We start from the raw sequence: 12,434 nt of genomic DNA, 5'->3' as shown, positions 1-12,434 counted from the left end.
CGTGGGCGTCGGTGTCAGCGATCGAGCCAGTGGTCGACGGTCAACTCGGTTCCGCGGGCGAGGGCCTGGGCCTGGGCGCCGAACCCGACCATCGAGGTTCCGTCGGCGAGCTCGATCGACCCGAGCAGCATCGGGGACGGGAGCTCGGCGAGGAAGCTGCCGAGCGCGGCGGGCGACAGCACCCACTTCTCACCCCGGATCGCTCGACCGGACACGTCATCGCGGACCAACCCGGGTTTGGGCGGTGTCGTGTCCAGTGCCACGAGCCGATACGCGGGCGCGGTGACGAGCTCACCCGCCCACCGCGCACCGCGATCGATGAGCTGGTGCTCGAGCGGCTGCCCGCGCAGATGGGCTCCGAACACCGCGAGTTCGACGGCGTTCGAGACGTTCTCGACCCACGTCCGACCGTCACCCGAACCCGCCAGACGACGCGCGATGTGCATCAGCACGGCGTCGCGATGAGCCACCGACAGCAGCGTCACGCCGAATTGCGCTGTCCCCGAATCCCCATCGTCGGCCACACCGGCCGGCACGGCGAGCGCACACATGTCGAACAGATTGCAGAAGTTCGTGTAGGTCCCCATCCGCGCGTTGACGCCCACCGGATCGGCCGCGACCTCGGCCAGGGTGGGATGAGCGGGCGCGGTCGGCACCATCAGCGCGTCGGCACCGTCCAGCGCATGCATTGCCGCCGAGCGCAGCTCGTCGACGCGACTGCGGTCCCGCAGCAGATCGGTCGCCGACCAGCGCGAGGCCGCGGAGATGATCGACGCCACGGTGGGGTCGAGACCGTCGGCCCCGGTGTCGACGAACTCCCCCACCGCATCGTGACGTTCGGCCACCAGCGCGCCCTCGTACAGCAGGGCCGCCGCCGCGAGGAAGTCGCCGAGGTCGATCTCGCGGATCGAACACCCTGCAGCCACCGCATCGTCGACGGCCCGCGCGAACGCCGCCCGCCAGTTCTCGTCGAGGGCGGGTAGCGCGGACGGGATCGCGATGACCGGCGCCGCGGACGCGGCGAGGGTGGTGTCGGCGGGGAACGGACGTGGGCCGGGCGCGGTCGCCATCACGGCCATCGCGGCGTCGGCCTGCGCGAGGTCGCGGGCGAAGACGGTCACGCAGTCGTAGCTCGCACACGCCGGCACGACGCCGTCGGTGGAGACCACCCCGAGGGTGGGTTTGATGCCGACGATGCCCTGCAGTCCCGCAGGCACGCGGCCCGACCCGGCGGTGTCGGTGCCGATGGCGATGTCGGCGAAACCGAGGGCGACCGCCACGGCCGAGCCCGAGCTCGATCCACCGGAGATGTGGTCGGGACGGCGTGAATCGCGAACCGCACCATAGGGACTGCGGGTTCCGACCAGACCGGTCGCGAACTGGTCGAGGTTGGTCTTGCCGATGACGACCGCCCCCGCGTTCCGCAGCGCGGCGACCACGGGTGCATCGGCGTCGGCCACCGACGCGAACGACGGACACGCCGCGGTGGTCGGCAGACCGGCCACGTCGACGTTGTCCTTGACGGCCAGGATCACCCCGGCCAGCGGACCCGCGTCCGCGAGCGAGGCGGCCAGTTCGGCCTCGACCTCGGCGACCGGCCGGAGATGGATGAAGACCTCGGCGCGTCCACTGGCCTCGATCTCGCGGTAGATGTCGGCGACCCGTTCGGCGCCGATCGCGGTGAGCGTCATGCGACCCGCCCTCTCGACACCTCTCCGCCGTCGGACCACCGTTGCCGCTCGGCATCGCGCGCGGTCTCCATCTCCCCACGGGTGCGGGCGATCTCGGCGGCGTTGGCGTCGAGGAACGCCTGGTGTTCGGCGATCGAGAACTCGCCGTCGGTGATGTCCATGTGTCCGCCGCCCGCGGCCACGTCGGCCCGCATGTCGAGCAGTTCGTCGGCGCCGACCGGATACCACTTGATCCGGTCGAAGAACCGCAGCAGCCAGGGATGTTCGGGGTCGAAACCGACCGTCGCCTGCGGATGCCGGTGGTTCCACACCTGGGTGGTCCGCCCGACGAACTGGTATCCGCCGGGACCCTCCATCCCGTAGACGCACAGGTACGCGCCACCGATGCCGACCGCGTTCTCCGGGGTCCACGTTCGGGCCGGGTTGTATTTCGTGGTCACGAGTCGATGTCGCGGGTCGAGTGGAACAGCAACGGGGGCACCGAGATACACGTCGCCCAGGCCGAGTACGAGATACTCCGCGTCGAACACGATCCGATGGACGTCGTCCGGCGATCCCAGCCCGTTCATCCGTCGGATGAACTCGATGTTCCACGGACACCAGGGCGCGTCGTCGCGCACCCCGAGCATGTACCGCTCTGTCGCCTCCCGCGTCGCGGGGTCGTCCCACGACAGCGGGAGGTGAACGGTGCGGCTGGGCACGACGAGGTCGTGCACCGAGGGCAGGTCGGCCTCGCACTCGCGCAGCCACTCCACGATTGTCGACTGCTTGATCGCCGACGGGTCGAACTTCACCTGGAGCGAACGGATCCCGGGGGTGAGATCGACGAGACCGGCCGGGCGATCGGCGGCGATCCGCTCGGCCAGCGCGTGGACCCGGGCCCGCGAGGCGAGATCGAGGGCCATGTCTCCGTACTCGATGAGGACGTTGTCGTCGCCGCTGCGACGGTAGGTGACGCGGGATCCGCCGTCGGCGGTGTCGGCGACGCCCAGGATGCCGCCGTCCGGGTCACCGCCGGTGGAGATCACCGGGATGTACTGGGAGCGACGGGCGTTGCCGATGGCCGAGGAGTCGGCCACCGCCGACGACCGGACCGGCACGAACCGCACCGCGTCACCCGGCGCGATCTGACCGAGCTTCCAGCGATCGGCCGTGGTGACCGTGACCGGGCAGACGAAGCCGCCGAGGCTCGGCCCGTCCGGCCCGAGCAGGATCGGGGTGTCGCCGGTGAAGTCGAGCGCGCCCACCGAGTAGGCGTTGTCGTGGATGTTCGACGGGTGCAGACCGGCCTCTCCGCCGTCGGTCCGCGCCCAATCGGGTTTGGGACCGATGAGCCGGATGCCGGTCCGGTCGGAGTTGAAGTGCGCCTGATACGACGTGGCGTAGAGCGTGGCGATGTCGTCGTCGGTGAAGAACTCGGGTGCACTGTGGGGTCCGACGGTGACAGCGAGGTCCCATGCCGTTCCCATCGCGGGCTCCTCCTCGTGCTGGATGCGCCGCGGCGGGCCGTCCGGCGCGACACCGGCGATGTCGAGTTCGTCCCCGTCGGCGAGGACCCGACCGCCGTGTCCGCCGAACCGGCCGAGGGTGAACGTCGACGCGCTGCCGAGCACCTCCTCCGCCGCCAGTCCCCCGGCCACCGCGACGTAGATCCGCATGCCGATCGACTCGACCGCGCCGATGGTCACCCTGGCCCCGGCCCTGACCGAGATGGGTTCGCACTGACCGTGTTCGACCCCGTCCACACTGACCCGGACCGGGGCGCCGGTGACCGCGATGGTGGTGGCAACGGTGAACCGCAGGGCGGGTCCAGCCATGGTGGCCTCGAGCGCAGCCGTGCCCTGCGGGTTGCCGACGGCGATGTTGGCGAGCCGGAACGACAGGTCGTCCATCGGCCCTGACGGCGGGACGCCCACGTGCCAGTATCCGGTGCGACCGGGCCAGTCCTGGATGGTGGCCATCGGTCCCGCCCGCTCCACGACGATGGCGCTCATGCGACGAACTCGGTGTCGGGGTGGGTGACGATCACCCGGACGGCCGTCGGGTCGAATCCGTTGCAGGGGTTGTTGATCTGCGGACAGTTCGAGATCAGCACCAGGGTGTCGACATCGGCGCGCAGCGCCAACCGTTTGCCTGGGGCGGAGAGGCCGTCGACGATGCCGAGGCTGCCGTCCGGATCGACCGGGACGTTCATGAAGAAGTTGACGTTGCCCACCATGTCGCGTTTGCCGAGTCCGTGCCGCGCGCCCTCGATGAGGAAGTTCTCGACGCAGGCGTGTTGGTGCTTGGTGTGGTGGCCGTAGCGCAGGGTGTTCGACTCCTGCGAGCACGCACCGCCGACGGTGTCGTGGTTGCCGACCTCGTCGCCCACGATCGTCATCAGCGGGTTCGACTCCTGATCCCGGATGACCGACCCGGTGGTGAGGAACAGATTCCCCTGGGCGGCAACGGTGGCCTGCGCGGAGTAGCGGGCGGCCGGGTCGGGCGACCCGGCGTCGGTGACACCGTAGAAGAGGGTGTCGACGGCCTGGTTGCCGTACAGGTCGACGATCGTCAGGACGTCGCCTGCGGTGACGACGGCCGACCAGGGGCCGCGGGCGTCGACCTCGGCGTCGAGGACCACGGTGCCGGGCACCAGCGCCAGGTCGGCGGCGGGGGCGGCTACGGGGGTGGACATCTCAGGCTCCTCTACGGGTGGGCTGCGGTGGCGACGTCCTCGGAGTTCGCCACGGCGCGTTGGTATTCGGGATCGGTGTCGTCGACCTTCGCCAGCAGGTCGGCGAGGTCGGCGGGCGCCCGCCAGGCGAGCACCTCCAGCGGGCCGGTGTCGAACCCGGGTGACGGGTCGAGCGGGTGCGCGGTGTTGGCGACGGCGACGATGCACGGCAGGTGCAGGAGCAGGTCGACGTGTTTGTCGAGACCGGCCGACCCCTTGGACGTGAGGGTGCCGTCGGACTCGACGACCACGCCGTGGAAGAACGACACCGACGGCGCCACGTCCGCGGGCGTCAGCCCGTGTTTCGCCGCGGCCAGCGTCAGCAGCTCCCGACCGGCCGGGCTCTGCGAATGCGCCTGCCCCGCGCCGTATTTCTCGGTGTTGCCGGCCAGTGTCGTGGTGCCACACAGCGCGTCGTGGTGTCCGGAGTCGTCGGCCACGACGGTGGCCAGCACCCGGCCCTGATCGCTGAGCAGCGGGTGCCCCTCGGCGAGGTAGGCCTGCCACGGCACCTTCACGGTGTCGGCGACGTTGAGCCGCTCCCACGGGGCGTCGGACCGCCACAGCAGTATGTGTGCGCAGGCGCTGCCGGTGATGTCGCGCAAACGTAGTCGTGTACCGCGGGCCAGCACCTTGACCGTGTAGCGGCCACCGGGAACGGTCTCGGCCCACGTCAGGGTCTCGGGTGCGACACCGCTCGGCGGATTCGGCCACCGCGACGCCGGCACGACCGGCATCGAGTCCGTGAGCGCACCCGCCTGGCTACGGGCGTGGGCCTTCGCGCCGGTGGTGGACCCCGTCGGTGTCGACCCCGGAACGGCCGCGCTCATCGCGACCGCTTCGAGCGCACGAGCGCATCGGTCGGGACCGGTGCGCCGGGAAGGTCTTTGACCCGCATGTACGCGGCAGCACCGATCACCAGGGTTCCCGCGACGAAGATGATGGCGAAGTAGTGCAGGAACCACGATGTGCCGTCCGGGTCGTACACCTCCGCCCGCGGCCAGGCGATGTTGATCATCAGCAGCGTGCCCATGACGACGGCGATGATGTTGACCAGCAGTCCCCACCGTCCCAGGTCGAACACGGGACGACCGAAGCTCAGGCTGGTTCCGCGGAAGCGGTGGATCAGCGCGGGGATCGTCACCATCAGGTAGGCGATGTAGACGATGACCACCGAGACGCTCGTGATGGCGGCGAAGACGCCGGCCTGACCGAGGTTGACCAGCAGCACCGCGATGGCCAGCGCACTGACGACGATCCCGGTGTTGATCGGCGTCCCGGTGCGGGGGTTGACCTTGGCCAGGAACGCGCCGAACGGCAGCCGGTTGTCGCGGGCCATCGAGAACATCACGCGCGATGCCGACGCCTGGATCGCCAGGGTGGCGGAGAAGATCGCGATCGCGACGATCGTCAGAAGTGTCTTTCCCATCCAGGTGTCGAGCTGGCTGGTGATGACCCAGGCGATGCCGTCGGCGGAGAGTTCCGGGGCGCCGAGCGACGGCGCGGCCATCAGCGCGGCCAGGATCATCAGCCCGCCGCCGAGGAACGACACGAGCAGGGCGTTGATGATCGCCTTGGGCGCGGTCTTACGCGGGTTCGCGGTTTCCTCGGACAGCTCTGCGGCGCTGTCGAATCCGTACATCACGTAGGCGGCCATCAGCATCGACGCCAGGAACCCGGGCAGGTAGCCCAGACCGGTCCCGTGCCCACCGGTGTCGAGCACCGCCTGCGTCGGTGACCGTTCGGCGTTGATGAACAGCAGCACGACCAGGAGCACCACACCGATGATCTCGATGGTGACGCCGACGACGGTTATCTTGCCCATGAATGCGACACCCATCGCGCTGATCACCGTGCAGAGCGCGATGGTGATGCTGCCCAGGATGATCGCGTTGGTCGCACCGGACACCGACGCGAGGGCGGTGTCGGAGCCGATGAGCTGGAAGCCCGACCAGATCGACGGCAACACACTCTGCATCGCGATGGCCAGCGCGGCGACGCTGACGATGTAGCCGATCAGCATGAACCAGCCGGCGAACCACCCGACGCCGTTGCCGGCCAGACGTCGCGACCACTGGTAGATGGCGCCCGCGACCGGGAATTTGCCGGACAGTTCGGCGAAGACCAGACAGACGCAGAACTGGCACACGAACACGATGGGCCAGGTGAAGAAGAAGCCGGGGCCACCGAGCCCGAACCCCAGTGCGAACAGCGCGAACACCGTCGTCAGGATGGAGACGAACGAGAAGCCGGAGGCGAACGACGCGTAGCCGCCGATCCCCCGGTGCAACTCCTGGGTGTACCCGAGTTCGGACAGTGCGTCCGAGTCGTCGGCCGACGAGATCGACCGGTCTAGTGCGGTCATGTGAACTCCTGTTGGGTGGGGCCGCTGCTTCGCCGGAGCGGTGTATATCTATCAAGTGATCGAAAAGTATCGGTCGCATTTGTTGCCGCGGTTTCCCGAGTGTGAAGAGCGTGTGACGGAGTGCTCACCGAGCCGATGGGACGTTCGTCTAGGTAAAGTTGTCGTGGGCGGCCCGCCGACCACCATCGACCGACGAGGAGAACACCGCGATGCGTCCCGAGTCAGGGCCGGCGGCACGGGGGCGTCCCCGCCTGGTGGAGCAGCGACGTAGCGGCGGTAATCCGCGCGAGGAGATCCTCGACGCCGCAGGCGAACTGTTCACCACCCAGGGATTCGCCGGGACCTCGACGCGGGCGATCGCCGAGTCGGTCGGCATGCGGCAGGCCTCGCTCTATCACCACTTCGCGACGAAGGACGACATCCTCGCCGCACTCCTGCAGGACACCGTCGCCCCGGCTCTCGACGTCGCGCGGTCGTTGGATCCGTCCGCGCCCGCCATCACCCGGCTCCTCGATCTCATCCGGTACGACGCCGAACAGCTCGCGGCGTCGCGATGGAATCTCGGCGCGCTGTACCTGCTCCCCGAGCTCCGGGGCGACCGGTTCACCGCGTTCCGTGACGTGCGCGTCGAACTGCGCGAGGTCTATCGCGCGCTGGCCGTCGAGGTGGTCGGCGACCCCACCGACGGCCGCGTCCACCTGCCCTTCCGGCTCGTCGAATCGGTCATCAGCATGCGCTCGGACGGTCTGCTGACCGAGCCGGGCAGCCCGCAGGGCGCCGCCGTTCGCGCATCGGTGGTCGCGGCGATCGCCGACGCGACCGAACGCCTCCTGCGCTGAGCCACTGCAGGTACTTTGAGGGTGACGCGGCGACACCGATGGTCGACGCGCACGTGATGAGAGTGAGTGTGTGATGGCCGATCTGCATGTGGTCGCGACGATTCCCGCCAAGCCCGGATTCGAGAAAGAGGTGGGCGACGCGCTGAAGGGTCTGGCCGCCGCCACCCAGGACGAGGCCGGGTGCATCTCCTACGAGCTGTTCGAGTCCGCCTCCACGCCGGGCGTTTTCGTCACCGTCGAGCTGTGGGAGTCGCAGGAACACCTCGACGCCCACATGAAGGCGCCGGCGCTGACCGAGGCCATGGGTGCGGTGGGCCAGCACCTCGGCGATCTCGCGATCCATCCCCTCAAGCCGTTCTGACGGCACGAGGACACACCGTCGAGGGCTGAGAGACTGACGTCGTGTTCGTCGGTCTGACCCTGCCGGTCATGGAGCCCGACGTCTGGGCGGACGGTCCCGACACGCTCGAGGCGTGGACCCGGGCGATCGACGCCGGGCCGTTCTCGTCGTTGTGTTTCGGCGAGCGGATGGCGTTCGACAACCCCGAGACACTCACGCTGCTCGGCGCGGTCGCGGCGTGGACCTCGCGCGTCCGATTGGTGACGACCGTGATCGTGCCGCAACTGCACGATCCCGTACTGCTCGCCAAGTCGCTCGCGACCGGCGACCAGCTGTCCCGGGGCCGACTCACGGTCGGATTCGGTGTGGGCGGGCGTCGCGAGGACTATCGCGCCGCGGGCGCGGACCCGGGAACCCAGACCATGCGCGGCATGGCCGAGCGGGTGGCCGTGATGCAGCGGGTGTGGCGCGGCGAGAACGTCACCGGCGCAACCCTTCCGGTCGGTCCGCCGCCGGTCCGGGTCGGCGGTCCCGAGTTGCTCGTCGGCACGACCGGCCCGAAGACGATCCGCAGTGCGGCGGCGTGGGCCGACGGGCTCGCCGGGGTCACCCTCGATCTCGCGGCGGCCGGGGTGGCCGATCTGTTCGATGTCGCCCGCACCGCCTGGTCCGAGGCAGGGAGGTCGGCGCCACGGCTGACCACGTCGTTCTGGGTCGCCCTCGACGACGGCGACGGTTCGGGCCGCACGCAGATCCACCGGCACCTACGGCACTACATGAACTGGCTGCCCGTCGATCTCGTCGATGCGATGGCGCCGACCACAGGTTTCGCCGGAACAGCGGCGCAGCTGCGCGACGTGCTCGCGACGTTCGCCGACCTCGGCGCCGACGAGGTGCATCTGATCCCCACCGACACCGATGTCGACCAGGTGCACCGACTCGCCGACATCGTCGGCGACATGTCCTGACTCAGCGCGGGACGAGACCCTCGAGGACGACGCTCAGATACTGGTCGGCCACCTCACGCGCCGACAGCGATCCACCCGGCCGATACCACCGCACGGCCACCCACACGGTGTCGCGCAGGAACCGGTACACGAGTTCGGTGTCGAGATCGGAGCGGAACGTGCCGTCGTCGACACCCTTGCGCAGCACCGTCTTCCACAGTTTCCGGAACTCGGTGTTGCGCTGCGCGATGTAGTCGAACCGTTCCTGACCGGACAGTCGCTTGGCCTCGTCCTGATAGATCGCCACGGCATGGTGGTCGGCGTCGATGCTCTCGAACGACGCGACGATCAGCTGGACCAGCGTCTCGTCGGCCGGGAGATCGGCGTCGACGATCGCGTTGTATCGGGTGAACAGCGCGTCGAGGAACCCCCGCAGGATCTCGTCGACCATCGATTCCTTCGAATCGAAATGGTGGTAGAGACTGCCGGAGAGGATGCCCGCGGAATCGGCGATGTCGCGAACGGTGGTGGTACGCAACCCCTGTTCGGCGAACATGCGTCCGGCGAGCCCGAGCAGTTCGTCGCGTCGCGTCGAGCGCGAAGCAGTATTCGACACGTGTGCGATCTCCTCCTCGGCCAAGATCACCAAGCCTAGCAAGCGCTTGGCCGAGGAGAGCGATCAGCGAATCTTCTTGCTCGCCCGCCTCGTGATCAGCCGCCACATGGCCAGCTGGAGGTTGGTCGAGCGGGTGTCGCGCTTGCGGAACGGCGCCGACATCAGTTCGGCGAAGCTCAGCGGCATGCGCGAGTGCGTCACCGCACGGGCATGGGAGAACGTGGCGAACCCGAACTTGCCGTGATAGCTACCCATCCCGCTGGCACCGACACCGCCGAAGGGCAGTTCCGCGCTGAGCAGGTTGAGGGCGAAGTCGTTGCCGTTCACCGATCCCGAACGGGTGGCGTCCTGCAGCGTCTCGTACCGGTCGTTGTCCGGGCCGTACCAGTACATGGTCAGCGGATGACTGTGCGAGGTGATGTGGCTGATCGCCTCGCCGAGGTCGCGGTAGGGGTAGACGGTCAGCACCGGACCGAAGACCTCGTCCTCCTCGATCTTCATGCCGGCCTTGACGCCGGTGAGCAGCGTCGGCGGGATCTTGCGCGACGCCGCGTCGGGCAGCTTCTCCCCGGCCGGGATGAGCTGCTGTTTGGTGGCGCCGAGGCTCACGGCATCGTCGATCAGCCCGACGATGCGGGTGTAGTTCTTCTCGTTGATCGTCGAGGTGAACTGCTCGTTGTGGAGCACCGACGAGTAGTTCTCACGCCAGCGGGCCATCACCCGATCGGTGAACTGACCGATCTTCTCCTCCGGGACGAAGGCGTAGTCGGGACACAGACAGACCTGACCACTGTTGACCATTCGCGCGTCGGCGAGTCGCTTGGCGGCGGTGTCGATGTCGGCGTCGACGTCGACGACGGCCGGGTTCTTGCCGCCCAGTTCGAGGGTCACCGGGACGAGGTTCTTACCCGCCTCGGCGGCCACCGACGCGCCCACCTCGGGCGATCCGGTGAAGAACATGTGGTCGACCTTCAGCTTGGCGAAGTCCGATCCCGATCCGTGCGCGCTGGTGAGGACGGCGAACTCCTCGAGCGAGAAGTAGTTCGGCGCGTACTTGGCGAGCACGGCGGTGGTGCGTGCGGTGGCCGACGACGGGCGCATCATCACGCGGTTGCCCGCGGCGAACGCCGAGCCGGCCGGGACGACCGTCAGCTGCAGCGGGAAGTTCCAGGGTCCGATGATCCCGACGACGCCGAGCGGATCGTGCCGGATGCGCTGGGAGAACCCCGCCAGACCCATGGCCTTGGCGACCTTCTCGGTCTTCATCCAGCTACGTACGTGCTTGCGCTGGTGGGCCAGATCGATCATGCATCCGGCGACATCGGTGGCGATCGACAGATCCCTCGGGCGGGTGCCGAAGTCGGCGTCGAGAGCCTCGGCGATCTCCTCGGCGTGGTCGAGGAGCAACGACGAGAGCCGGTTGATCCGGCTGATGCGCGTGGCCGCGTCGGGGATGCCGTCCCGCAGGAACGCCGCACGCTGCAGCTCGAGGAGCTCGGTCAGACTGCGCTCGTCGGCGGAGCGGTGCAGCGGCGTCACCGTGGCGGTGTGCGCGGCGCCGGATGTGGTCGGAGCGGGCTTGGTCATCGTTTCGATCTCCTTCGATCGCCCAAAGAAACAAATTGTTCGATGTGTTGCTTTGCAGTATGCGCCACATCACAGGGTTCGCGCCACCACCCACTGGGCCGGACCGTACTGTCGAGCCCATGACCGACGTACTGATCCTGGTCGGGCTGTGGTCGATCGCGGTCGGGGCGGTGTCGGGGTTCGCGGTCACACTCGTGGTCGAGAAGCCGGACGTGCTGCGGTCGATCGGCCTCGTCCACCAGCGGCGCGTGTTCCAGACTCATCTCGACTGGATCATCATGGGAGTCCTGATGGTCGCGGTCGGGGCGGTCGCGTCGGACACCCCCGACTGGGCGCTGGTCCTCGTCATCATCGGCGGCGTGGTGAACCCGCTGCTGTTCATCCCACTCGGCTTCAACGCCGACATCCAGAAGATGATCGTCTACAAGGTGATCTCGGGGCTGTCGTTCGTGTCGTTGTCGACCGGACTCGTCGTCACCGCCATCGCGCAGACCATCGCCTACTGAGTCCACAACCGGACGTGGGTACGATTCGTTCGTGGACTCACACCATGCGAGATCTACCGCCGCCCGCGATCCGGATGGCGGCGATCGCCCCCGGTGGAACCACAACATCCACTACCACCGGCTGATTCTGGACGCCGTGCCACCCGGCGCGCGGACCGCCCTCGACATCGGGACCGGCAACGGTCTGCTCGCTGCCGAGCTGTCGGAGGTCGTTGAGCGGGTGACCGGCATCGACGCCGATGCCGAGGTGTTGCGCAGCGCACGGCACGAAGCATCAAATGTGAGCTTTGTTCACGGCGACGTGCTCACTCACCCGTTCGCGCCGGAATCGTTCGACCTTGTCGGCTCGGTTGCGACGCTGCATCATCTCCCCGACGTCGAGGGGGCCCTACGTCGATGCGCCGAGCTGACCGCGCCCGGCGGCGCCCTGGTCATCGTCGGACTCAGCCGCACCTCGCGGGTACGGGAATTCGCGCTGCATCTGCGCGGTCTCGTGCAGCACCGCTACCTCTCGCATCGCAGGGGCCTGTGGGAGCACACCGCGCCCACCGTGTGGCCGCCGCCGCACACCTACGTCGAGATCGAGGCCGCGGTTCGACGGGAGTTGCCGGGGGCGACATTTCGACTGCTGCCGATGTGGCGGTACGCCGTCGTGTGGCGCAAGCCGGGTCGGCGATCCGATCCAGCCTGACCGTCCACCAATCGGCCGAGTCACGTGCCCAACTGACGCGGTTACGTGCCCAACTGACGGGGCTACGTGCCCAACTGGGTCAGAGCCGCTCGATGATCGTGACGTTGGCGGTCCCGCCGCCTTCACACCGCGGCTG

At 68.5% G+C, this 12,434-nt stretch carries 12 protein-coding genes; 5 read left to right on the top strand and 7 right to left on the bottom strand.

What is annotated here, in order from left to right; translation table 11 throughout:
• Positions 1–14 precede the first annotated feature (14 nt).
• Genes atzF through JHC79_RS01940 form a run of 5 tightly spaced genes read right to left on the bottom strand, consistent with a single transcriptional unit; the run spans position 15 to position 6,772 of the window.
• Positions 15–1,691: an allophanate hydrolase gene (atzF, locus tag JHC79_RS01960; RefSeq protein ID WP_296388182.1), complete on the bottom strand. Its 1,677-nt coding sequence runs from the start codon at positions 1,689–1,691 to the stop codon at positions 15–17.
• Positions 1,688–3,685, bottom strand: a complete 1,998-nt coding sequence (locus JHC79_RS01955) for a 5-oxoprolinase/urea amidolyase family protein (RefSeq protein ID WP_296388181.1) — start codon at positions 3,683–3,685, stop codon at positions 1,688–1,690. Before JHC79_RS01955 ends, atzF begins: the two co-directional genes overlap by 4 nt.
• Positions 3,682–4,368, bottom strand: a complete 687-nt coding sequence (locus JHC79_RS01950; RefSeq protein ID WP_296388180.1) for an urea amidolyase associated protein UAAP2 — start codon at positions 4,366–4,368, stop codon at positions 3,682–3,684. Before JHC79_RS01950 ends, JHC79_RS01955 begins: the two co-directional genes overlap by 4 nt.
• Before the next feature lie 11 nt (positions 4,369–4,379).
• Positions 4,380–5,237, bottom strand: coding sequence for an urea amidolyase associated protein UAAP1 (locus JHC79_RS01945; protein WP_296388179.1), 858 nt, complete (start codon positions 5,235–5,237; stop codon positions 4,380–4,382).
• Entirely contained in the window at positions 5,234–6,772 is a 1,539-nt protein-coding gene (locus tag JHC79_RS01940) for an amino acid permease (RefSeq protein WP_296388178.1), read from the bottom strand. Before JHC79_RS01940 ends, JHC79_RS01945 begins: the two co-directional genes overlap by 4 nt.
• A gap of 209 nt (positions 6,773–6,981) precedes the next feature.
• On the opposite strand from JHC79_RS01940, the gene JHC79_RS01935 reads away from it, so the two are divergent.
• From JHC79_RS01935 to JHC79_RS01925, 3 genes are all read left to right on the top strand, one after another.
• Positions 6,982–7,611, top strand: coding sequence for a TetR/AcrR family transcriptional regulator (locus JHC79_RS01935; protein WP_296388177.1), 630 nt, complete (start codon positions 6,982–6,984; stop codon positions 7,609–7,611).
• Between the two features lie 73 nt (positions 7,612–7,684).
• On the top strand, positions 7,685–7,972 hold the full coding sequence (locus JHC79_RS01930) for a putative quinol monooxygenase (RefSeq protein WP_253661629.1): 288 nt from the start codon (positions 7,685–7,687) through the stop codon (positions 7,970–7,972).
• 53 nt (positions 7,973–8,025) lie between these two features.
• A complete protein-coding gene (locus tag JHC79_RS01925; protein ID WP_296388231.1) occupies positions 8,026–8,919 on the top strand; it encodes an LLM class flavin-dependent oxidoreductase in 894 nt (297 codons plus the stop codon).
• Between the two features lies 1 nt (position 8,920).
• On the opposite strand, the gene JHC79_RS01920 is transcribed toward JHC79_RS01925, so the two are convergent.
• Together JHC79_RS01920 and JHC79_RS01915 are read right to left on the bottom strand one after the other, a co-directional pair.
• Positions 8,921–9,454: a TetR/AcrR family transcriptional regulator gene (locus tag JHC79_RS01920; RefSeq protein WP_296388230.1), complete on the bottom strand. Its 534-nt coding sequence runs from the start codon at positions 9,452–9,454 to the stop codon at positions 8,921–8,923.
• A 123-nt stretch (positions 9,455–9,577) separates the two neighbouring features.
• The gene (locus tag JHC79_RS01915; protein ID WP_296388176.1) at positions 9,578–11,101 is read right to left on the bottom strand and encodes an aldehyde dehydrogenase family protein; all 1,524 of its coding nucleotides are present in this window, start codon (positions 11,099–11,101) and stop codon (positions 9,578–9,580) included.
• 119 nt (positions 11,102–11,220) lie between these two features.
• Between JHC79_RS01915 and JHC79_RS01910 the strand changes: the two genes are divergently transcribed.
• Together JHC79_RS01910 and JHC79_RS01905 are read left to right on the top strand one after the other, a co-directional pair.
• Positions 11,221–11,607, top strand: a complete 387-nt coding sequence (locus JHC79_RS01910) for a hypothetical protein (RefSeq protein WP_296388175.1) — start codon at positions 11,221–11,223, stop codon at positions 11,605–11,607.
• Positions 11,608–11,638: 31 nt separating this feature from the next.
• On the top strand, positions 11,639–12,298 hold the full coding sequence (locus JHC79_RS01905; RefSeq protein ID WP_296388174.1) for a bifunctional 2-polyprenyl-6-hydroxyphenol methylase/3-demethylubiquinol 3-O-methyltransferase UbiG: 660 nt from the start codon (positions 11,639–11,641) through the stop codon (positions 12,296–12,298).
• Positions 12,299–12,434 lie beyond the last annotated feature (136 nt).

Source organism: Williamsia sp. (assembly GCF_016462415.1).
Lineage (GTDB): Bacteria > Actinomycetota > Actinomycetes > Mycobacteriales > Mycobacteriaceae > Williamsia_A.
This window is presented reverse-complemented; position numbering and strand designations above follow the sequence as displayed.

Bases quoted from the DNA above. Each gene is read 5' to 3' on its own strand.
- JHC79_RS01940 (WP_296388178.1), bottom strand. From the start codon at position 6,772: ATGACCGCACTAGACCGGTCGATCTCGTCGGCCGACGACTCGGACGCA.
- JHC79_RS01955 (WP_296388181.1), bottom strand. From the start codon at position 3,685: ATGAGCGCCATCGTCGTGGAGCGGGCGGGACCGATGGCCACCATCCAG.
- JHC79_RS01915 (WP_296388176.1), bottom strand. From the start codon at position 11,101: ATGACCAAGCCCGCTCCGACCACATCCGGCGCCGCGCACACCGCCACG.
- JHC79_RS01910 (WP_296388175.1), top strand. From the start codon at position 11,221: ATGACCGACGTACTGATCCTGGTCGGGCTGTGGTCGATCGCGGTCGGG.
- JHC79_RS01920 (WP_296388230.1), bottom strand. From the start codon at position 9,454: ATGTTCGCCGAACAGGGGTTGCGTACCACCACCGTTCGCGACATCGCC.
- JHC79_RS01945 (WP_296388179.1), bottom strand. From the start codon at position 5,237: ATGAGCGCGGCCGTTCCGGGGTCGACACCGACGGGGTCCACCACCGGC.
- JHC79_RS01935 (WP_296388177.1), top strand. From the start codon at position 6,982: ATGCGTCCCGAGTCAGGGCCGGCGGCACGGGGGCGTCCCCGCCTGGTG.
- JHC79_RS01930 (WP_253661629.1), top strand. From the start codon at position 7,685: ATGGCCGATCTGCATGTGGTCGCGACGATTCCCGCCAAGCCCGGATTC.
- atzF (WP_296388182.1), bottom strand. From the start codon at position 1,691: ATGACGCTCACCGCGATCGGCGCCGAACGGGTCGCCGACATCTACCGC.
- JHC79_RS01950 (WP_296388180.1), bottom strand. From the start codon at position 4,368: ATGTCCACCCCCGTAGCCGCCCCCGCCGCCGACCTGGCGCTGGTGCCC.